The sequence below is a fragment of the Bradyrhizobium genomosp. I (2014) genome (assembly GCF_000261685.1).
Lineage (GTDB): Bacteria > Pseudomonadota > Alphaproteobacteria > Rhizobiales > Xanthobacteraceae > Bradyrhizobium.
Genome location: NZ_AJQE01000196.1, coordinates 1 through 21,861, shown reverse-complemented (window position 1 = coordinate 21,861; position 21,861 = coordinate 1). Strand labels below are relative to the sequence as shown.

Annotated in this window: 17 protein-coding genes; 3 read left to right on the top strand and 14 right to left on the bottom strand. The window is 65.1% G+C overall.

Features of this window, described 5'->3' with window-relative positions; all coding sequences use genetic code 11:
* Positions 1–12: 12 nt before the first annotated feature.
* From IC50_RS18945 to IC50_RS18915, 7 genes are all read right to left on the bottom strand, one after another.
* Complete coding sequence (locus IC50_RS18945; protein WP_035708083.1) at positions 13–771, bottom strand: SDR family NAD(P)-dependent oxidoreductase; 759 nt, start codon at positions 769–771, stop codon at positions 13–15.
* The gene (locus IC50_RS18940) at positions 768–1,616 is read right to left on the bottom strand and encodes a sugar phosphate isomerase/epimerase family protein (protein WP_035708080.1); all 849 of its coding nucleotides are present in this window, start codon (positions 1,614–1,616) and stop codon (positions 768–770) included. The genes IC50_RS18945 and IC50_RS18940 overlap by 4 nt, the downstream gene beginning before the upstream one ends.
* Positions 1,613–2,377, bottom strand: coding sequence for an SDR family oxidoreductase (locus tag IC50_RS18935; protein ID WP_035708078.1), 765 nt, complete (start codon positions 2,375–2,377; stop codon positions 1,613–1,615). The genes IC50_RS18940 and IC50_RS18935 overlap by 4 nt, the downstream gene beginning before the upstream one ends.
* A complete protein-coding gene (locus tag IC50_RS18930; protein ID WP_035708075.1) occupies positions 2,370–3,059 on the bottom strand; it encodes an acylneuraminate cytidylyltransferase family protein in 690 nt (229 codons plus the stop codon). The genes IC50_RS18935 and IC50_RS18930 overlap by 8 nt, the downstream gene beginning before the upstream one ends.
* A complete protein-coding gene (locus IC50_RS18925; protein ID WP_244429608.1) occupies positions 3,059–4,978 on the bottom strand; it encodes an N-acetylneuraminate synthase family protein in 1,920 nt (639 codons plus the stop codon). The genes IC50_RS18930 and IC50_RS18925 overlap by 1 nt, the downstream gene beginning before the upstream one ends.
* Positions 4,979–5,000: 22 nt before the next feature.
* Entirely contained in the window at positions 5,001–6,377 is a 1,377-nt protein-coding gene (locus tag IC50_RS18920; protein ID WP_050991032.1) for a GHMP family kinase ATP-binding protein, read from the bottom strand.
* A gap of 382 nt (positions 6,378–6,759) precedes the next feature.
* On the bottom strand, positions 6,760–7,983 hold the full coding sequence (locus tag IC50_RS18915) for a phenylacetate--CoA ligase family protein (RefSeq protein WP_035708069.1): 1,224 nt from the start codon (positions 7,981–7,983) through the stop codon (positions 6,760–6,762).
* Between the two features lie 86 nt (positions 7,984–8,069).
* Between IC50_RS18915 and IC50_RS18910 the strand changes: the two genes are divergently transcribed.
* A complete protein-coding gene (locus IC50_RS18910; RefSeq protein ID WP_035708066.1) occupies positions 8,070–9,221 on the top strand; it encodes an AGE family epimerase/isomerase in 1,152 nt (383 codons plus the stop codon).
* Between the two features lie 65 nt (positions 9,222–9,286).
* Here the strand turns inward: IC50_RS18910 and IC50_RS18905 are convergent, their stop codons facing one another.
* From IC50_RS18905 to IC50_RS18880, 6 genes are all read right to left on the bottom strand, one after another.
* Positions 9,287–10,126 (bottom strand): ABC transporter ATP-binding protein, encoded by an 840-nt coding sequence (locus IC50_RS18905; RefSeq protein ID WP_035708063.1) that lies wholly within the window; start codon positions 10,124–10,126, stop codon positions 9,287–9,289.
* 142 nt (positions 10,127–10,268) lie between these two features.
* Positions 10,269–11,552 (bottom strand): ABC transporter substrate-binding protein, encoded by a 1,284-nt coding sequence (locus IC50_RS18900; protein WP_035708060.1) that lies wholly within the window; start codon positions 11,550–11,552, stop codon positions 10,269–10,271.
* 45 nt (positions 11,553–11,597) lie between these two features.
* Positions 11,598–12,671, bottom strand: a complete 1,074-nt coding sequence (locus tag IC50_RS18895) for a branched-chain amino acid ABC transporter permease (protein WP_035708057.1) — start codon at positions 12,669–12,671, stop codon at positions 11,598–11,600.
* 3 nt (positions 12,672–12,674) lie between these two features.
* The gene (locus IC50_RS18890; protein ID WP_018643253.1) at positions 12,675–13,568 is read right to left on the bottom strand and encodes a branched-chain amino acid ABC transporter permease; all 894 of its coding nucleotides are present in this window, start codon (positions 13,566–13,568) and stop codon (positions 12,675–12,677) included.
* A 178-nt stretch (positions 13,569–13,746) separates the two neighbouring features.
* A complete protein-coding gene (locus IC50_RS18885; RefSeq protein ID WP_035708054.1) occupies positions 13,747–15,678 on the bottom strand; it encodes a long-chain fatty acid--CoA ligase in 1,932 nt (643 codons plus the stop codon).
* Positions 15,675–16,496, bottom strand: a complete 822-nt coding sequence (locus IC50_RS18880) for an ABC transporter ATP-binding protein (protein ID WP_035708112.1) — start codon at positions 16,494–16,496, stop codon at positions 15,675–15,677. Before IC50_RS18880 ends, IC50_RS18885 begins: the two co-directional genes overlap by 4 nt.
* 335 nt (positions 16,497–16,831) lie before the next feature.
* On the opposite strand from IC50_RS18880, the gene IC50_RS18875 reads away from it, so the two are divergent.
* Positions 16,832–17,506, top strand: a complete 675-nt coding sequence (locus tag IC50_RS18875; protein ID WP_028137580.1) for a Crp/Fnr family transcriptional regulator — start codon at positions 16,832–16,834, stop codon at positions 17,504–17,506.
* Between the two features lie 21 nt (positions 17,507–17,527).
* On the opposite strand, the gene IC50_RS18870 is transcribed toward IC50_RS18875, so the two are convergent.
* Positions 17,528–18,790, bottom strand: coding sequence for an MFS transporter (locus IC50_RS18870; protein WP_035708050.1), 1,263 nt, complete (start codon positions 18,788–18,790; stop codon positions 17,528–17,530).
* Between the two features lie 293 nt (positions 18,791–19,083).
* Between IC50_RS18870 and IC50_RS18865 the strand changes: the two genes are divergently transcribed.
* Positions 19,084–21,861, top strand: a 2,778-nt coding sequence (locus IC50_RS18865) for an adenylate/guanylate cyclase domain-containing protein (protein WP_035708109.1), incomplete at its 3' end; no start/stop codon positions are given.

Sequence of the window (21,861 nt, the reverse complement as noted above, 5' to 3'; positions counted from 1 at the left end):
GCTCCTGTTCGGCTAACGCAGCTGACCGCCGTCGGCGACCATGATGCTGCCGGTGATGAATGCCGCGCGGGGCGAGACGAGAAAGGCGACGAGGTCGGCGATCTCCTCCGGCCTGCCCAGCCGGCGCAGCGCCACCTCGCGCGCAAGCATCTCCTCGACCGCAGCACTGTTTTCCGCGAGCTTGCGCGCCCAGGTGCCGTTCGGGGCCAGGATGTTGCCCGGTGCAACCGCGTTGATGCGTATGCCTTCGAGCGCCAGGGGGCGGGCCAAGCCACGCACGGTCGCATTCAGCGCGGCTTTCGCGGCGTGGTAGGTGACGGGCGCGCCGAGCGCCGCCATGCCGGCGATCGAAGAGACGCAGACGATGGCGAGGTCGCCGCTGCCGCGCGCCATCAGCGGCCGGGCCGCCTCGATCATGTTGGTCGTGGCGAAGAGATTGAGGTCCATCACCCGCGACCACTCCGCGGCGGTTTCTTTCCCAGGAGGTACGGAAGCGCCGCTGCCGACGTTGCAGACGAGAATGTCGAGGCGCCCCCACTGCCGTTCGACCTGCTGCACCAGCGCCGTGGCGGCAGCCGGATCGGTGACATCGGCCACGTGTACCGACGTGCCGCCGCCGACCGCGATCCGCGCGGCTTCGAGCGCGTCGGCGCCGCGCGCGGCCATCGCCACCTTGGCACCTTCCGCGGTGAGCGTCGTCGCGATCGCAAGTCCGATCCCGCGGCTGGCGCCGGTGACGAGAGCGACGCGATCATTCAGCTCGAGCTTCATCGCGCGGCATCCTCGATCCAGCGAACGGTCATGTCGCGATATTTCGCCAGCGCACCGGCGTGATCGCCGTCGCCGGCTCGCGCGGTCTGCAGAATGTACTGTCCCTTGTAGCCGGAGCGCTCGATCAGCCGGATCGTCTTCGCCAAATCGGCATCGCCGGTGCCGAGCGGCACGGTGGTACCGCCCCGAACGCGGTCCTTGACATGGACATTGAGAATGCGCGGTGCGTAAGCGTCGATCTCCTCGCTGCTGTCGTAGCCGAGCGAGGCGCTGTTGCCGCTGTCGTAGTTGATGCCGAAGGCATCCGCCGGAAATTCCTCGATGAACCGGGCGAGCTCGCGCGGCGGCAGATCGGATTCGAAGACGATCCTGACATTTCGTCTTGCGAGCGACTCCGCGCGCGCGAGCAGCACGCGCTTCAACGTATCGCTCTCGCTCCCGCGCTCGATCTTGCCGTTGTCGACCAGCGGGATCACCACGAACTCGATGCCGATGCGGCCAGAGGCGGCGATCAGGAGATCGAGGTCGGCGACGAGCGCGTCGCGCACCACGGCATCGACCTTCCAGAATGGTGCCTGCATGAAGCAATCGCCGGTCAGGCTCGGGATGCGGACGCCATTCTCGCGCGACAGCGTCAGAATCTCCTGCTGTCCCGGCTCGGTCGTCAGCGGATTCTCGCGCAGCCTTTCCTGGTCGATGGTCCATTCCATCCGCGTCAGGCCGAGCGCCTTGGCGCGGGGAAATTCCTCGCGCCATTCATTCCACGGGAACGCCTGGATCTTGCCGTCGACCAGCGCCGACAGACGTCCCTGCATAAAGCCGATGCGTTGCAGTGTTGCGGTCACGATGTTCTGTCCGAGCTGATGGCGAGGCCCTTGGTGGTCCAGCCGCCATCGACGAAGATTTCCTGGCCGGTCACATAGGCGGAGGCGTCCGAGGCCAGGAAGATGGCGGCGCCGACCATATCGGCGGGCTGTCCCCAGCGGTCGAGCATGGTGTGACGACGCCTCGCCTCGTGCATGACGGGATCGGCAAAGCTCTTCGCGGTCATCTCGGTCGCGACATAGCCCGGCGCAAGCGCGTTGACGCGGATGCCGTCGGGCGCGTAGTCGGCGGCGAGTGCGCGCGTCAGCCCGGCAAGGCCCGCCTTGGCCGCCACGTAGCCGGGATTGCCGGGAAAGCCGCGGACCGAATTGATGCTGGTGACGTTGACGATCGCCGCCGAGCTGGCGTTCTTCAGAAGCGGATAGGCGGCGAGGATCGTGGCGTAGACGCCGGTGAGGTCGGTTGCGACCGTGGCGCGGAAGCGCGCGAGCTCGCTTTCGGCGCTTTGGCCCGGAAGACTGATGCCGGCGGCATTCACGAGCGCGTCGATGCGTTCGGCTTGTGCGGCGATGGCGCGGAACGCGCTCTCGATCGCCTTGTCGTCGGAGAGATCGCAGGCGATGGCGGTAACGCCCTGCGGCGCGGTCCCGGACCGGCTGAGGCCGAACACCGCGGCACCCGCATCCTGCAGGCCGCTCGCAATCGCCGCGCCAATGCCGCGCGAGGCGCCGGTGACCACCGCGATCTTGCCTGCGAGAGAGAAGGCGCTGAGATCAGGCATAGCCGTAACTGCGCATGATGGCGGCGCAAAGCTTGACGTCCTCGGGACGGTCGATTTGGAACATCTTGTGACGCTCCATCAGGTGGAAGCCGATCTTGCCGCCGAGACGATTGTTCTGCTCGCGCAGGAGGGACGGGATCAGGACGTAGAACGAGCCGTTCTCGAGGTAGCGCTTCTCGATCTGCTGCCGCATGCGGCGGTTGCGATAGTCGTAGTTGATCGGTTCCGGTCCGCTCGCGCCGATCCGCCAGTTGAAGTAATCCTCGACCTCGCAGACCGAGAGCAGGCTGTCGAGATGGTCGCGATCGAAGGTCGCAAGCGCGTTCTCGATGTCGCCGGGTTCGCGGATCGGCGATGTGGCCTGAAGCGCGACGATGCGCTCGAACCGTCCCATCTGCGCCTCGGTCGCATCGAGGGCATGCAGCCAGGCGGATTCGGAGGAGGCGAGGTCGCCCGAGATGTCATCCGGACGCCGCACGCCAACCGCGCCTGCGGCCTCGGCCGCGGCGAGAATTTTGTCGCTGTCCGACGAGACCGCCACCACGTCGACGCCGCGCGCGGCGCGGGCCTGCTCGACCGTCCACGCGATCAACGGCTTGCCGCAGAGATCGAGCAGGTTCTTGTGCGGGATGCCCTTCGAGCCGCCGCGCGCGGCGATCACGGCCAGCGTCTTGCGCGCCATCAGATGTGTCCCTCGAGACGCTCGAGCGCGGTCCAGAAGCCTTCGCCCATGTTCTTGTGGCCCTGCCATATCTCGGGAATGAACGACGCCGTCGGCGCATGCGTGCGCAGCACCTGTCCGATCTCGTCGAAATCGATCTCGCCTTCGCCGATCTGGAGTCCTTCGCCGTCGAGCCCCTTGGCGTCGCCGAAATGGAGATGCGCGGTGTGCGGCCCGAGCTGGGCGAGGCCTTGGGCGAAGTCGAAGCCGAAATGATTGGCAGCGAGCTTGGTGTGGGAGATATCGACGCACATGCGCAGATCATGCTTGGCGCAGAACGCGGCCGACTCATCCGGGAAGATGAAGATGTTCTGATGACGTTGGCCGCCGAAATGCCAGGGGAACGGTGCCATGGTCTGCGGCGTCAGCTCGACGCCATCCATGTCGAGCTCGGTCAGGCTCTGCGCAAAGATGCGGTAGCGCTCGGCTTTCTCCTCCGCCGGCAGCGGCTCGTCCATGGTGAAGCCGCCGATGTTGGCGACGATGGGCGGGCGCTTGGTTTTGGGAAAGAACTTCTTCAGGGCCCGCGTGATGTCGATCACCGCCTGCGTCTGCTCCAGCGAATAGCGCCGCAGCGCCTCGTCCGGCGTTGCGAGGTCCATCAGCTTGGAGCCGGCGAACAGCTCGGGCGCGTGCACGACGAAGCCGAGATCATAGGTGCCGGAGAGATAGGCCGCGGGATCGCGCTCCATGTCGCTGTAGCTGAGATGGAATTCGATGATGTCGGGCTCGCAAATCTCCAGGAAGCGCGCGGTATCGTGATAGCGCACCGGCACACCCCAGGGCCGGTCGAAACGGTAGCGCCGTGCCTTTGCGACGCCTTCGTCGAGGTCGCTCTGGAAGAAATAGTCGTCCGCCGCCATCGTCCGCGTCAGCTTGCGGCCGAGCAGCGCCGGCATCTTCAGCGGCGACAGGCCCTGGCCCGGGCTCTTCACCGCGATGTCGCCTTCGGAGATCGTCGTGCCGGCCGGAAGGTCGCGTGCGGCCACCAGGCTCTTGGCGAGATTTTCGCGGTTGATCAGCTCACCCTGGCTCAGCGCGCGTTCCGCGAGCTTCTCGCCGCGCGCGGCCTCGACTTCGCGGATGCCGGAGACGAGTGCCTTGAATTCCTCGGGCTCGAGGCTCGCGGCATGGTCCGGACCTTCCATCTCGCGGTCGAGCGTGATGTGGCGTTCGATGATCACCGCGCCGAGCGCGACGGCGGCCGTCGAAACGGCGATGCCGCGCTCGTGACCCGAATAGCCGACGACCGGATGAATCTCGCGCAGCGTCTCCATGAAACGCAGATGGATGTTGTGGAGCGCTGCCGGATAGGTGCTCTGGCAATGTAGGAGGGCGTAGCTGGCATTGCGGTCGTCGAGGAATTTCGCGGCGGCCTTGATCTCGTCCGTCGTGCTCATGCCGGTCGAGACGATCAGCGTCTTGCCGGTGGCGGAGAGACGAGCCAGCAGCGGCAGGTTGGTGAGGTCGGCCGAGGCGACCTTGTAGGCCTGCACGCCGAAGCCTTCGAGCACGGCGACGCTCTTCGCATCCCAGGGCGTGCAGAGGTACTCGATACCCTTGGCTGCGCAGTACCCGGCGATCTTCTTCTGCTGCGCGGTCGGCAGCTCGAAGCGGCGCAACAGATCGAGCGTATATTCGACGGCGAGGTCGTCGTCCTTCCCGGACAGGCTCGAGGCGCGATACACCTCGTCGAGCTTGCGCATCTGGAACTTGGCGCAATCTGCCCCGGCCGCGACCGCGGCATCGACCAGCGCAATGGCGCGGTCGAAGTCGCCGTTATGATTGTTGCCGATTTCGGCGATGACGTAGCAGGGTTCGCCATCGCCCAGGAGGCGGTTGCCGATGCGGACCGGAGCAGGCTGTTTGGGCGATGTCATCAACATTCTCGTCTCATATGCGTCAGGCGAGCTGCGCGGGAAAGCGCGACTTCCACGTCCGCAGCCCGTTCTCCTCGAACATGATGCGCGAACAGCTATGCCCCTGCTGTTCCAGCGCCGCGATGAGCTGGTAGCGCTCGAACGGACGCACGAAGAACAAGAAGTAACCTCCGCCGCCGGCGCCCAGGAGCTTGCCGCCGACCGCGCCGTGCTGCTTGGCGAAGTCGTAAATCGCGTCGATCGTCTCCGACGAGATCTTCGAGCTCAGCTTCCGTTTGGCGTGCCAGGCCTCGTCGATCAGCCGGCCGCATTCCAGCAGCTGGCCGCGCAGCAGATGCCGCCTGATGTCGCGCGTCACTTCCTTCTGCTTGGCAGCCGCGGCGACGGCGTCGCTGGTCTCGTGCTGAGCCTTCTGGTCGCGGTGAATGGCGCCGGAATCGCGGCCCGAGCCGGCGTAGCAGAGCACAAGGCTCTCTTCGAGCTCGGCGATGATGTTGGGATCGAGGCGAAGCGGCACGATGGTGTTCTGGTCGGAGAAGAACTCCATGTGATTGAAGCCGCCGAACACGGTGGCGTACTGGTCCTGCCAGCCGCCGGGAATGTTGAGCATCAGCCGCTCGGCCTGGAAGGCCATCTCCGCGATCTCGTGGCGGTCCCACTGATCCCCGCGGAATTCGTTGAAGCAGCCGATGATCGCGGACGAGACCACCGCCGAGCCTCCGAGTCCGGAACCGACCGGAAAGTCGGCGGACACCTCGAGCTCGAATCCGTAAGTCGGCTTGATCAGGCGCACGACCGACTTGATCAGCGCGAGATCTCCGCCCGTTCCGAGTTCTGCGAGATTGTCGGCCTCGACCGTGCGACGGAAATCGTGCGAGTAGATCCGGATGCTGGGATCGCTCCGGCGCCGCAGCGTCGCGTGAGCGTACATCTTGATCGTGGCGCTGATGACCGCGCCCCCGTCGTTCGCCACGAAGTAATGCGTCAGGTCGGTGCCGCCGCCGGAGAAGCTGATCCGCACCGGCGAGCGGGCGCGGGCGAACACCTCGCTCTCTTCCGACAGATTGAACAGCTCGCGGCTGAATACGTCGACCAGCCGTCCCTCGCCATCGAGGATCGGCACCACGTGCACGCGCTGGTCGAGCAGCTTGAGGATCTGCTCGCGCGGTCCGCCGGTCGGCGCCCAGACGAAGTTGCGATTGATGCAGGACGCAACCCGGTCCTGGATCGTGATGCCGGTCAGCATGCGCCTGCGGATGTCACCGTCCGTCACGGCGCCGACGATACGTCCGCTCGCGTCCTGCGCGAACAGGATGCCGAGCATATTCGCATTCAGGCGCCGAAAGGCTTCCTCAATGGTTTCGGTCTCGGCGATGGTGACGAGGGTTCGTTCAAGCACGTTTTGGGGTCCAGAAAGGGCCGATTCCGGCCATATCGTTGCAAGATTGGTAATACGGGAGCGGCAGGGACGATGCAAGGTTCCTGCGCCCCGGGGGCATTACGCCACGCAAGCGCTTCGGCCGCGCAGTGGCCGATTTACATCGGCCGCGGCTTATATCGATGGCTCCGTAACAGGTCGACACGAATTGGCCGCGATTGGAATCAGCTCGGGCTCAAATACGCGCATCACGACGTGCGCGGTGCTGCTGCGCGACGGCGGGGTGATCGCAGCCGAAGGAATGCGCTTCACGCATCAGGGCGCCATGCGGAGAGCAACTCGCTGTACGGTCGCCTGATCGATGCGTTCGCGAAAGCGACAGCGCTGCCGGACTCCGTTGAAGTCAGCGTTCGTCCGCGATCACCTTGCCATCATTCGGCAGCGTGCCGGGGCCGACCAGCTCGACGCTTCCGCCGAGTTTCGTCACGGCGCGCAAGCTGGCCGCGATCTCTTCACGCAAGGCCTCGTTCGCGGCTGCCGTTTCCGCTCTCAGCGTCATCGCGTCGGCTTCGCCCTGGCGCGTGACGACGAGGCGCAGTCTTCCGAGTGCGGAATGGCGCTTGCCGATCTCGGCGATCTGCTCGGGCCGGACGAACATGCCCTTGACCTTGGTGGTCTGGTCGGCGCGGCCCATCCAGCCCTTGATGCGCATATTGGTGCGTCCGCAAGGGCTCGTGCCGGGCAAGGCCGCGGTGAGGTCGCCGAGCGCGAGCCGGATCCAGGGATGGTGCGGGTCGAGCGAGGTCACGACGATCTCGCCGACGTCGCCCGGCGCTACCGGATCCCCGGTGCCGGGCTTGACGATCTCCAGGATCAGGTCCTCGTTCACGACCATGCCCTCGCGCGCCTCGGTCTCGAAGGCGATCAGGCCGAGATCGGCAGTGCCGAAGGCCTGGTAGGCGTCGATGCCGCGCGCCTTGATCTCGGCCTGGAGCGAGGGCGGGAACGCGGCGCCTGAAACCAGCGCGCGCTTGATCGAGGAGATGTCGCGCCCGGAGCTTGCCGCGGTATCGAGCAGGATCTTCAGGAAGTCCGGCGTGCCGCTGTAACCCGCCGGCCGGTAGGCCTCGATCAGCTCGAATTGCTGCTCGGTATTGCCGGGACCGGCTGGGATGACCGCGCAGCCGAGCGCGCGTGCGGAGGCATCGAAGATGAAGCCGCCGGGGGTGAGATGGTAGCTGAAGGTGTTGAGGACAATGTCATCGGGACGGAACCCGGCCGCGAACAACGCCCTTGCGCCGCGCCACGGATCGGCCTGCCGCCCTTCTGGCTCGAAGATCGGCCCAGGGGAGGTGAAGAGACGGGCGAACGAGCCGGGGGCGTCCGCCACGAAGCCTCCGAAGGGCGCAGAGGCTTTGTGCAGGGAGGGCAGTTCCGACTTGCGCAACACCGGCAGGCCCGCCAGCGCCGCCCTGGAGGTCACGGCGGCGGGATCCAAGCCTTTGAGCCGCTCGGCATAGGCCGGGGCGGCCATCGCGGCTCGCAGCACCTCCGGCAGGCGGGAGAACAGATCGACTTCGCGGGCTGCCGGCTCTCGCGTCTCGCGGGCGTCGTAATGGGCGGTCATGGCTGTTGTTTCCGTATTTGCATCCGTTGCGCGCCGCCACCGGCATGGGTATCAGACCGCCAGTGGCGAGGCCGAGAGAGGACCCGATGGCGGACGTAGGAAGCATTGCGGCGGATGAGGCTGCGGACGTCGTCGCGCGCCTGAAGCGCCGCATGATCGACGAGGCGCTGCCGCTGTGGTCGACCGTCGGCTGGGATCACGCCGCAGGCGGCTTCATCGACAGGCTGCACCGCGACGGCGCGGCGGATGCTGCCGCGCCCCGGCGCGTGTTTGTGCAGGCCCGCCAGATCTGGTGCTACGCGAAGGCGGCACAAATGGGCTGGTATACTGAAGGGCGCACGATCGCGCTGAAGGGGCTGGAGCACCTGCTGACCAAAGCGAAGGCGCCCGACGGCCGGCCCGGCTATGTGCACCGGCTGACGCCGGAAGGGACGGTGCTGGATGGCCGGCGCGATGCCTATGACCACGCCTTCATCCTGTTTGCGCTCGCGAGCGTCTACGCTCTCGACCAGGATGCGCAGGTCCGCGCCGAGATCGATGCGCTGCTCGCCTTCCTCGACGGCCATCTGCGCTCGCCGCATGGCGGCGTTCACGAGGGCCTTCCGGTCTCGTTGCCGCGCCGGCAGAACCCGCACATGCATCTGTTCGAGGCGATGATCGCGTGCTTCGAGGCGACCCACGATCTGTCGTTCCAGAACCGCGCCGGCGAATTCTTCGCGCTGTTCCTGGCCAATCTCTACGACAAGCAGAAGCGCATCCTGACGGAGTATTTCGAGGAGGACTGGTCGAAGATCGAGCCGGTTAGCGTCGAGCCGGGCCACCAGGCGGAATGGGTCTGGCTGCTGAAGGGTTTCGAACGCATCACGGGCTGCCCGACAGGGCAGCGGCGTGCCGAACTGCTGTCGACCGCGCTGCGCTATCGCGACGAGGCCACGGGCTGCCTGATCGACGAGGGGGACGACGTCGGCGACATCCGTCGCAGCACGCGCCGGCTGTGGCCGCAGACCGAGATCGCGAAGGCGTGGATTGCGCAGGCGGAGTCCGGCGAGGCGGGCGCGGCGGACGAGGCGCGCGCGGCGCTGGTGCGGCTCGAACGGCACTATCTCAGCCATCCCGTGAAGGGCGGCTGGTACGATCAGTTCGATCGCGACGGCAAATCGCTGATCGACGTCATTCCTGCGTCGTCGTTCTATCATGTTCTCTGCGCAGTCACGGAAGCGGAGCAGGTGCTCGAGTAAGGCTCTTTTGTTTTGACGCGTTTTCTTCACGCGAACCGGTTCCCACTTCGCTCGAAAACGCTTTGTCAGAGCCAGCGCTTGCGCCGCTTGAAGCTCTTGAGGTTCTTGAAGCTCTTGCGCTGGTCGCCGGCGCCGCCGAGATAGAATTCCTTGACGTCCTCGTTGTCGCGCAATTCGTCCGCGCTGCCGTCGAGCACGACCTTGCCCTGTTCCATGATGTAGCCGTGACTCGCCACCGAGAGCGCAGCGCGCGCGTTCTGCTCGACCAGCAGGATGGTGACGCCGAGGTCGCGGTTGATCTTCTGGATGATCGAGAACACCTCCTTCACCAGAAGCGGCGACAGGCCCATCGAAGGCTCGTCCATCAGGATCATCTTCGGGCGCGCCATCAGCGCGCGGCCGATCGCGAGCATCTGCTGCTCGCCGCCGGAGAGATAGCCGGCAAGTCCGGTGCGCTCCTTCAGGCGCGGGAAGTAGTTGAAGACCATGTCGAGGTCGGCATCGACCTCGCGGTCCCTGCGGGTGAAGGCGCCGAGCTTGAGGTTCTCCAGCGACGTCATGTCGGCGACGATGCGCCGGCCCTCCATCACCTGGAAGATGCCGCGGCGGACGATCTTGTCGGGGTCGATGCCGTTGATCCGCTCACCTTCGAACAGGATCTCGCCGCGCGTCACCTCGCCGTCTTCTGTCTTGAGCAACCCGGAGATCGCCTTCAGCGTCGTCGACTTGCCGGCGCCGTTGGCGCCGAGGAGCGCGACGATCGCGCCCTTGGGCACGTCGAGGCTGAGCCCGCGCAGCACCAGGATGACGTCGTCGTAGACGACCTCGATGTTGCGCACGGCGAGGAGAAGTGCGGGTGCAACAGCCGTGGGGGTCGTTCGAGCAGCTTCTGCGATCTGGGTCATGCTTTGTAACTCTCCGCTGTCGTCGCCCGGCTTGACCGGGCGACCCAGTATTCCAGAGGCGCCGGAGACTCATCGAGAAGCCGCGGCGTACTGGATCCCCCGCCTTCGCGGGGGATGACAGTTGTGTGTGGGGAAACGTGGCTCACCACCCCAGCAGTTCCGGCTTGCGCGGCAGCTCGACGGTCTTGACCTTCTCGAGCTTGATCGTGCCCTTGGTCATGAGATCGTTGAGGTCACCGTCGGTCGCGCCTGACACCTTGGTGCGATAGAGGTCGACCTTCAGCGTGCCGCGATGGTCCTTGTCGGTCCAGGTCGAGGGATTGCAGACGCCTTCCATTCCGGCCGGCACCCAGTCCTTCTTCTGGTAGAAGCCCTTGGCGACGTTCTCGCCGGTGGCGCCGCCGTTCTTGGCGGCCCAATCGATCGCCTCCTTCATGTACAGCGCCGAGCAGACGGCCGCGACGTAGTGCACGGGACGATAGACCTTGCCGGTCGGGTCGGACATCTTCGAGATCTCCATCACCGTCTTCATGCCGGGCGCATCGCCGCCCCAGCTCACTGCGGTGCGCAGCGGGAAGATCACGCCGTTGGCGGCATCTCCGGCCGTCTTGGCGGCGTTCTCGTCCATGCCCCAGACATTGCCGAGGAACTGGATCTCGACACCGGCGGTCTTGCAGGCCTTCATCACCGAGATGTTGGAGGCCGCGGTGTTGCCGAGATAGGCGTAGTTGGCGCCCGAGGATTTCAGGCTCAGGCACTGCGCGCTGTAGTCACCCGGCGCGAGCGCGAACACCAGCGGCGGCAGCACCTCGAAGCCGAGCTGCTGCGCCATCGCTTCGCCGGCGGCCTTCGGTGCGTTCGGGTAGGGGTGGTTTGCGCCCATATGCACGAATTTCGGCTTGCCGGGCTTGCCCTTGGCCTTCCAATCCTCGGCGGCCCACATCAGCATCGCGCGCAGCGAGTCCGAATAGCTCGGGCCGTAGAAGAAATTGTAGGGAGCGGGCTTGGCCTTGCCGCTGACGCCTTCGGGATCGGTGAGGGCGGCGGCATAGGAGCCGGACATGTCGGGAATCTTGTCCTGGGCGAGGAAGCCGGTCAGCGCCTCGGTGTCCGCGGTGCCCCAGCCCATGATCGCGGCGACCTTGCTGTCCGGTGCCGACCATTTCTTGTAGAGCGCGATCGCGCGCGGCACCTGGTAGCCATAATCGTTGGTGTCGAGGTTGACCTGCTTGCCGCCGATGCCGCCATTCTTGTTGACCCAGGCAAATGTGTCGGCGACGGCCTGCCCAAAGGGCGTGCCGACGTCCGAGGTGCCGCCGGAATAATCGGCGAGATGCCCGATCGCGATCTGCGCCTGTGCGCTTGCCGAGAACGCGGCGATCGCAAGGGCGAGCGATGCGGTGCTCAAAAGGGACTTTGTCTTCATGGGTCGGTTCCTCCTGTTTATTGTTTAAGTGAAGTTGCCCGCGCCTCAATGCGAGAACGGGTAGAGTTTCCAGTACGCCTTGATCTGCCGCCAGCGATGCGCGAGCCCGTCAGGCTCGAACATCAGGAATGCGATGATGATCACTCCGATGGCGATCTCGCGCAGGAAGGTGATGTTGGTGTTGAGCGACAGCGCCTTGTCGATTGCGCCGCCCTTCAAATACAGGCTGATGAATTCCATGGATTCCGGCAGCAGCACCACGAAAGCGGTGCCCATCAGCGTGCCCATGACCGAGCCGGTGCCGCCGATGATGATCATGGCGAGGAACAGGATCGAGCGCTCGATGCCGAAGCCTTCCTGCGATACGACGAGCTGGTAGTGCGCATAGAGCGCGCCGGCGATGCCGGCGAAGAAGGCGGCGAGGCCGAACGACAGCGTACGGTATTTGGTGAGATTGATGCCCATGATCTCGGCGGAGAGATAATGGTCGCGGATGGCCACCAGCGCGCGGCCGTCGCGGGTGCGCATCAGATTGGTGACGAGGATGTAGCTCGCCAGCACATAGGCCAGCACGACGTAGAAATACTGCCTGTCGCCGCGCAGCGTGTAGCCGAAGATCGAGAACGGCTCCGCGCTGGCCGGCACCGACCCGCCCGAGAACCATTCGGCGCGGGAGAAGAAGTCGAGCAGGATGTATTGCGCGGCCAGCGTCGCGATGACGAGGTAGAGTCCCTTCAGCCGCGCCGCCGGGATGCCGAAGATCAGCCCGACCAGCGCAGTAACGATTCCGGCGAGCGGGATCGCGAAGAACACGGGGATCGGCGCGTTATTGGAAATGTAGGCCGAGGTGAAGGCGCCGAGCAGGAAGAAGGCGGCGTGCCCGATCGAGATCTGGCCGGTGAAGCCGACCAGGATGTTGAGACCGAGCGCCGCGATCGAGAAGATGCCGATCTGGATCAGGATGCTGAGCCAGTAACCGCTGAAGAATTGCGGCGCGAGGCACAGCAGCGCAACGCCCGCGATCGCGAAGTTGCGGCTGGTGGTGGTCGGGAAGATCGTGGCGTCGGCCGCATAGGAGGTGCGGAAATCACCAGCAGGAATGAGGGCAGGGCCGGCCATGGGTCAGATCCGCTCGATGTCGTGGGTGCCGAACAGGCCGTAGGGCTTGATCATCAGCACGATGATGAGGACGTAGAACGGCGCGATCTCGTAGAGATTGCCCCAGTGCAGATACTCGCTGTCGACATATTGGGCGACGTTCTCGAGCAGGCCGATGATGATTCCGCCGAGCACGGCGCCGCCGACGGAATCCAGCCCGCCGAGGATGGCCGCCGGGAACACCTTGATGCCGTAGGCCGCAAGCCCCGAGGACACGCCGTTCACGACCGCAACCACGACGCCCGCGACCGCCGACACCGTCGCCGAGATCGCCCAGGCCATCGCGAACACGCTCTTGACGGAGATGCCGAGCGATTGCGCGACCTGCTGGTTGAACGCGGTGGCGCGCATGGCGAGGCCATATTTCGAGGCGCGGAAGAACCAGGCCATGCCGATCATCATGGCGACCGAGACCACGAGGCTCATGACATAGACAGTCTGGATCTGGAGGCCGAACAGGCTGACCGACTGGCTCTCGAACACGCGCGGGAACGGCTGCGGGTTGACGCCGAACATCCATTTCAGCGTCGCCTGCAGCACGGTCGACAGGCCAATCGTCACCATGATCACCGAAATGATGGGCTCGCCGATCATCGGCCGCAGGATGAGAACCTGCACCGCGATGCCGAACACGAACATGAACACCAGCGTGATCGGCATGCCGATCCAGAACGGTACTTGGTATTTCGCCAGCAGCGCCCAGCATACCCAGGCGCCGACCAGCAGCAGCTCGCCTTGCGCGAAATTGACGACCTGCGTCGCCTTGTAGATCAGCACGAACGACATCGCGACCACGCCATAGAGCGTGCCGACCACGAGGCCGTTGACCAGGAGCTGAATGAGGAAGGCGGTGTTCATTTATCGTCTCCTGCTGCACCCACATCGTCATTGCGAGCGCAGCGAAGCAATCCAGCATCTTTCCGTGGAAACAGTCTGGATTGCTTCGCTGCGCTCGCAATGACGCAGTGCACATGGAATAGCCTTGCCGCAAGCGGGGAGAGGCGAAGGGCAGCGCCGTTGGCGACGGACACCTGTATCACTCCGCCGCCTCCGCCATGGGCCCATGTCCACCCAAATCCACCACGCGCAGCGTCGTTCGCACCCGCTGCGTGGTGCCGTCCTGGAAGCGGATCACGGTGTCCACGGGGATGTCGGAATCGCCGCGGTAGATGGCGTCGATGATGCCCTCGTATTTCTCGTTGATGACGCCGCGGCGCACCTTTCTCGTTCGGGTGAGCTCGCCATCGTCGGCATCCAGCTCCTTGTAGAGCAGCAGGAAGCGTGAGATGCGCTGGGCCTGCGGCAGCGTGGCGTTGACGGTCTCGACCTCCTTCTGGAGCAGCGCGTAAACCTCGGGCCGCGAGGCGAGATCGCTGTAGGTCGTGAAGGAGAGGCGGTTCTTCTCCGCCCATTTCGAGATGATGGAGTAGCGGATGCAGATCATCGCCGCGAGCGCGTCGCGGCCGGCCCCGAGCACCACGGCTTCCGCGATATAGGGCGAGAATTTCAGCTTGTTCTCGATGAATTGCGGCGAGAAGCGCTCGCCGCGCGAGGTCTCGGCGAGATCCTTGATGCGGTCGATGACGACGAGCTGGTTGTCGGCGTTGAAATAGCCGGCATCGCCCGACAGCATCCAGCCGTCCTTGATGTCGGCCACGCTCGCCTCGGGGTTCTTGTAGTAGCCGAGGAACATGTTGGGATGCCGCACCACGATCTCGCCGACGCCGTGGACGTCGGGATTGTCGATGCGGATCTCGACGTTGTCGGCCATCGGCACGCCGGTGGTGTCAGGATCGACCTTGCCCTCGGGATGCAGCGTGTAGGCCCCCAACAGCTCGGTCTGGCCGTAGAGCGTGCGCAGCGGCACGCCCATGGCCTGGAAGAACTTGAACGTATCAGGCCCGAGCGCCGCGCCACCGGTCGCGGCCGACCGCAGGCGGGTGAAGCCAAGGCGGTCGCGCAGCGCGCGGAACAGGATGGCGTCGGCAAAGCCGGACCGCTTGCCCTGCTCGAGCGCGGCGAGGCCGCTCCTCATGCCGATATCGAACAGGCGCTGCTTGAAGGGCGTTGCGTCCATCACCTTGGCGCGGACGTCGGCGGCGATGGATTCCCAGACCCGTGGAGCAAAGAGCACGAATGTCGGCGCGATCTCGCGCAGATCGTTCATCATGGTATCGGGCTCTTCGACGAAGTTGATCTTCATCCGGCACAAGAGGCCTTTGCCGAGCACGTAGACCTGCTCCATGATCCAGGGCAGCGGCAGCACCGAGACGTATTCGTCGTCCGGTCCCTTGGGGTCGAAAGCGAGATAGGTCGCGCAATGGCCGAGCACGCGGCCGGCGGCGAGCATCGCGAGCTTGGGATGGGATGTGGTGCCCGAGGTCGTGCAGAGGATCGCGACGTCCTCTCCGTTGGTGGCATCGACCAGTCTGTCGTAAAGCTCCGGCTCGCGCGTGGCACGTGCCCGGCCTAGCTCGGCAAACCTATCGGCCGACATCAGCCTGGGATCGTCGTATTTCCGCATCCCGCGCGGATCGGAATAGATGATGTGCTTCAGCTTCGGCGCACGCTCGGCAAGGGCGAGCAGCTTGTCGACCTGCTCTTCGTCCTCGGCAAAGACAAGTTGCGCCTCGCCGTAGTTCAGGAGGTAGGAGGCCTCCTCGTCGAGCACGTCGCGATAAAGTCCGAGGCTGAGGCCGCCGATGGCGTGCGTCGCCACTTCCGCCGCGACCCAGTCCGGCCGGTTGTCGCCGATGATGCCGATGACGTCGCCGCGGCCAAGGCCGAGTTCGACGAGGCCAAGCGCGAAATCGCGCACGCGGATCTGATAGTCGTTCCAGGTGAAGATGCGCCACAGCCCGAGATCCTTCTCGCGCAGTGCGATCTCGTTGCCGTGCTCCTTCGCGTTGAGCCGGAGCATCTTGGGATAGGTATCGGCCTGGGCGACCCGGCCCGCATAATCCATCATGCCGCGCTCTCCTGCGCCGGCGAAGCATCGTCGGGATCGACCAGCACCTCGTCCTCCTCGCCGAGATAGGCGCGCCTGACGTGGGGATCGGCGAGCACCGTGCCCGGATCGCCCTCGGCGATCTTCTTGCCGAAATCCAGCACCATGACGCGATGGGAGATGTCCATCACCACGCCCATGTCGTGCTCGATCATCACCACCGTCATCCCGAACTCCTCGTTGAGATCGACGATGTAGCGGGCCATGTCCTCCTTCTCCTCGAAGTTCATGCCGGCCATCGGCTCGTCGAGGAGAATCAGGCGCGGCTCCAGCGCCATGGCGCGGGCGAGCTCGACGCGCTTGCGCAGGCCGTAGGAGAGGGTGCCGGCGGTTGCCTTGCGCACCGACTGGAGGTCGAGGAAGTCGATGATCTCCTCGACCTTGCGGCGGTGCTCGAGTTCCTCCTTGCGCGCCCCGGTGAGCCAGTACAGCGAGCCCGTGAGGAAATTGTTCTTCAGCAGGTGATGGCGGCCGACCATGATATTGTCGAGCACGCTCATGTGGTGGAACAGCGCCAAGTTCTGGAAGGTGCGGCCGATGCCGAGCGAAGCGCGGGCATTCGGTGTCAGGCCGGTAATGTCGCGGCCCTGGTAAAACAGCTGGCCTTCGGTCGGCTTGTAGCGACCGGAAATACAGTTCACGATCGAGGTCTTGCCGGCGCCGTTGGGGCCGATGATCGAGAACAGCTCGCCCTCCCTGATGGCGAAGCTGACGTCGGTCAGCGCTCGGACGCCGCCGAATCGCAAGGACACGCCGCGCACTTCGAGACTGGTAGCCACCAAACGAATCCCTCCCGGTGATGGCGCATTCAATGGCGCTCTTCGTCCGTTCTTGCCCGGCGATCCTAGTACGGCCGTACCGGTCAGGCCATGCAGCAGATGGTCTCGACCGGAGCGGCGCCAATCTCGTTCCCGTCTGGGACCGAGAGCCGTATCGCCCGAGGTGGTCCTCAATAGGGGAAAGCGCTATTTTTAAATGTCTCCCGGCTGACAATTCTGCGACAAAGTTTGCCGGCGGCAGCGGCCTGCATCTTTGGTCGAATGGCGGTCCAAACCATCATGTTGCAATGCAGCAGAAGGCGGAGTGACGAAACGGTGCGGCTGGCCGCGAGATCATGATTTCAGAAGATCATCTGAAGCGCGTCGCCGCCTGGTCGCGCGAGCTCACGCAAGCGGAGATCGAGGTCGCGCGTGCCGGAATCACGGAGCGGTCCTACGGCACCGGCGAGACCGTGTTCATGCGCGGTGACATTTTCGCCTATTGGGCCGGCATGGTCAGTGGCCTTGCCCGCATGGGCGGAGTCTCGCGCGACGGCAAGGAGACCAGCCTCGCCGGGCTGACGGCAGGGGCCTGGTTCGGCGAGGGCAGCGTGCTCAAGAACGAGCCGCGCCGCTATGACGTGGTCGCGCTGCGCGACAGCCGCGTCGCATTGATGGAACGCAGCGCCTTCATGTGGCTGTTCGAGAACAGCGTCGGCTTCAACCGTTTCCTGGTGCGCCAGCTCAACGAGCGGCTCGGCCAGTTCATCGGCATGCTCGAGGTCAACCGTACCCTGGATGCCACCGCGCGCCTCGCCCGCAGCATCGCCTCGCTGTTCAACCCGATCCTCTATCCGGAATCGACCGCGCATCTGGAGATCACCCAGGAGGAGATCGGCGCGCTTTCCGGCATGTCCCGCCAGAACGCCAACCGCGCGCTGAATCGGCTCGAGAAGGAGGGGCTGCTGCGATTGGAATATGGCGGGGTCACCATCCTCGATATCGAGCGGCTGCGCGGCTACGGGGATTAGGAGGCGTGGACCTCCGCCTCGTCACCGCGCATTGGCGGGGGCATGTTCCGGCCAGAGGTCGGCGCGCCAGCGCACCGCGATCGCCATCATCGCGATGAAGCCTGCGACGGCATAGAGCGAACCCGTCGCGGAATAGCCGATGATGTCGATCAGGCTGCCGGCCGCGAGCAGTCCGATCGGCAAGCCATAGATCACCATCATGCGGACGCCCATGACGCGGCCTCGCAGATGTGCGCTCGCGGTGCGCATCAGAATGACGGCGGCCGAGATCATCGACATGCTCTGGGCGATGCCGGCGAGGACGAGGCAGGCCATCGCCACCGGCAAGGTCCTGATCTCGACGAACACCAGCAGCATGGCGTACCACGCCAGTGTCGCGCCGATCAGAAGCCGGGCAATCCGCACTCCACTGACCAGGCTGAGCGTGATGGAGCCGATCAGCGAACCGACGGCGAAGCTCGCCGAGAGATAGCCGAGGCCGGTCTGGTCGGTATGAAAGATCTCCCTGGCGATGTAGGGCAACAGTCCGCCAGTGAAGGGAAATGCTGTGAGATTGGCCAGGAACGCGACGCACAGCGCCGCGCGCATTCCCGGGCCATTCCAGGCATAGACGATGCCTTCCTTCAGATCGCCCAGCAATCTCGAAACGGCGTGGCTGTTCGCCGGGAGATCACCTGTGGTGACGGTCCTTTTCGGTCGGGTCAGGCAGAGCATCAGAAGCGCGGCCGCGAGGTAGAGGCCGGCGATCGCCACATAGATGAGGCCGATACCGAGGACGGCGAACAGCCCGGCGCCGGTCAATGCTCCGGCGATGCGCGCGCTGTCCTGGGTCGTGCGCGCGATGCTGATGGCGCCCACCAACTGCTCGGCCGGCATGATCTCGGCAAGCAGCGCGCCCCGGACGCCGAGATCAGACGGGCGGATCAGGCCCATGATCGCGACGATGATCATGACGCTCAGCGGCGACAGCTGACCAGTCAGCGTCAGGACCATGATGGTCGACGAGAGTGCCGTGTAGGCAAGACGCATCGCGACCAGGAGATCGCGATGACCCATGCGGTCGCCGATCATGCCCAACACGGGCGCGACCAGTGTTCCCACGAACTGGAGTGACGCAAGCACGGTGAGCAGCAGCACCGAGCCGGTCTCGACAATGATGTACCAGCCGAGCACTAGCGTCTCGACCTCGAAGGCCCAGGAGGTGAGCAGGTCGGACGGCCACTGGAAACGATAGTTGCGGATGCGGAATGGCGCGAGCGCGGAAGGTCGTGCGGATGTGCTCAAGATGCGGTGACGGGTTTCAAGGCGATTCCCTGCCCTCATTTATTTGTTCTTCTGTTCGGCAGGGTAGCCCCGGCAATGCCCCTGTCAATTGACGCTACCGCATGCCACCATGCTCTGCCGAGGATGTGCGGTGCGCCTGTGCGCCCGCAGCATTGCTTCGTCGCCCATACTGAGAGGTAGGCTGCCGCCGCTTGCTCTTCCGGGGCGCAGAGCCCATTCTGGTCTGCGTGCTGGGACCCATTCGGTAGGGACCTGCACATCGCGCCATCGCGGCTTCCGCGAGGTCTTGAGCCATGAACTGCCCGGGTTGTGGTTTCGAGGTTCAGAGCGGCTTTGCCTTCTGCCCGAAGTGCGGCACGAAGCAGCCGAACGCGTGCCCCGGCTGCGGCTTTCCATGTGCACCGGATTTTATCTACTGCCCGAAATGCGGCTCCGTCATCAGCGGGGCCACCAACGACGGCGGACACGCATCGGCGCAGACGAGCCCGGCGACACTCCCAATCAGATCGTCCTCGCCACCGCTCCCGCAGACGGCTCAACACGCATTTCGACCGCAGTCGGACAATGTCGATAGCGAAGCAAACCGCCGCACCATCACCGTGCTGTTTGCCGACCTCAGCGGCTTCACTGCGATGAGCGAGCGGCTCGACCCAGAGGTCATGCAGACGCTTCAGAACCAGTTGTTCGAGGAGTTGACGGCGGCGGTGCAGGGCTTTGGCGGCTTCGTGGACAAGTTCATCGGCGATGCGCTGCTCGCGCTATTTGGCGCGCCGGCTGCGCACGAGGACGACCCCGAGCGGGCGGTCCGCGCTGCCCTCGACATGATCAGCCGGGCGGCGCGCCTCAGCGAGCGCGCGAAGGCCTATGCCGGTTCACCGTTGCAGCTCCATGTCGGCATCAACACGGGCCACGTCGTCGCGGGTGGGTTAGGCGTGGGCATTGCCAAATCCTATTCGGTGACCGGCGATACCGTGAACACGGCGCAGCGATTGCAGTCGATGGCGTCTCCGGACGAGGTGCTGGTCGGGCCGTTGACCCACCGTCTGACGCGGCATGCGTTCTCCTATGATTCGCTCGGCGAGATCTCGCTCAAGGGCAAGATGGGCAGCGTTCTGGTCCATCGCCTGAAGGGACCGCTCGATATGCCCCGCGCGGCACGCGGCCTCGACACGCTGGGCCTCGATGCACCACTGATCGGGCGCGACGCCGAGCTTGCGCGAATGATCGGCAGCCTTGATCGCGCGTGCGGCGGCGCGGCTCAACTGGTGCGGCTGGTTGGCGAAGCGGGCATTGGGAAAACGCGGCTGGTGAACGAATTCGTCGCCCGCATGCGCGATGAGGATCGCTTCGCAGGCGTGGCGATCCGGCGGGCGGCCTGCTCACCGCTCGGCGAACAATCCTACGGAGCACTCGCCGCCGTGCTGCGCAGCGCCTATGGCATTGCACAGAAGGCGGGCGCCGCGGAGGCAGAGGCGAAAGTTTCGGAAGCGCTATCGGAGCTCGGCCTCGCGGCCGAGGAGGCCGACCGTCTGATGCCTCTCTACTTGCATGTTCTCGGCCTTGGCGATCCCAACGCCGTGCTCAGGCATGTCGAACCGGAACAGCTCCGGCGGCAGATCTTCTTCGCGATCCGTACCGTCTTCGAACGCCGCCTCGCCTTGTCGCCGCTTCTGATCATCGTCGAGGATCTGCATTGGGCCGACGCGGTGTCGCTTGAAGCGTTGCGGTTCCTGATGGACCGGCTGGAGCGGACGCGGCTGATGCTGCTATTTACACATCGGCCAGCGCTGGTGGATCAGTTCGGTTCGAGCAGGATCAGTCACACGACCATTCGGCTGTCTCCGCTTGGCGATGCCGACGGACGAAGGCTGCTCGCGGCATATTTCAGTCACGGTTGGCGGGAGCCGCCGGGACGTTTGTTCACCCGAATCCTCGATCGCGCAGGCGGAAATCCGCTTTTCCTCGAGGAGATCATCCGCGGCCTCATCGAAGGCGGGGCCCTGGAGCGTGACGGCGCGCAGTGGCGGATGAAATCGGATGAAGCCGCCGCCGATATTCCAGCAAGCATTCAGGCGTTGTTGCTGGCGCGCCTCGACCGGTTGTCGCATCAGGTGCGCCAAGTGGCCCAGGAGGCTGCTGTGATCGGTCCGCGCTTTGATGCGGCTGTTCTCGGTGCGGCGGCAACCGAGCCGGCAAGGGTCGAGGCAGGGCTCGAACTTCTGTGCGACGCCGAGGTCATCGAGGAGGTCGCGGGCTCGGGCTCGATGTCGCTGCGGACCTATCGCTTCACGCAGAGCATGCTTCAGGACGTGATCTATCAAAATCTGCTCTTGCAGCGTCGGGTCGAGCTCCATGGACGGATTGGCGCCGCGCTGGAGCGGCTCTATGGCAAGGAGCCCGAGCAGCTCGAGGATCTCATATTGCTCGGACATCACTTCAGTCTGAGCGCGAGCAAGTCGAAAGGCGCGCGCTATTTGCGCGCGGCCGGCGATCGCGCACGTGCGAGCTATGCCAACGACGATGCCGTCCGTTTCTATCAGCAATCCCTCGCCGTGCTGTCGACCGCGGGCGAACAGGAGCCCGAACGCCTGATCCTGAACGAGCGCGTCGCGGATCTCTGTTGCGTGACTGGCCGCCGAAGCACCGCCGAGGAGCACTACCGGAGCGCGCTGGAGGGACACCGCACGGCAGGGGACCGCATCGGCGAGGCGCGCATTCTTCGCAAGCTCGGTCGATTGTTGTGGGACGCAGGCAAGCGCGTCAGGGCAGAGACGCATTATGCCGAGGCGGCTGAACGGCTTGGCGAGACCGGCGCGCCGATCGAGTGGGCACACCTCTTGGAGTGGGCTCATCTCCAGCAAGAGCGCGGCCGTCTTGCGTTCCGTGTGGGCGATCACGTCGCCGCCGCGCGGTGGGCGGACGAAGCGCTCGGCTACGCGCGGTCGGTGCCGAGCGATGCGGGCGAGCAGGCCGGGTTCGAGGCGGCGCGCGCCATTGCGGAGGCGCTCAACACCAAGGGGGTTGCGCTGGCACGGCTTGGGCGGCACCAGGAGGCGGTGAACGAGGTGGAG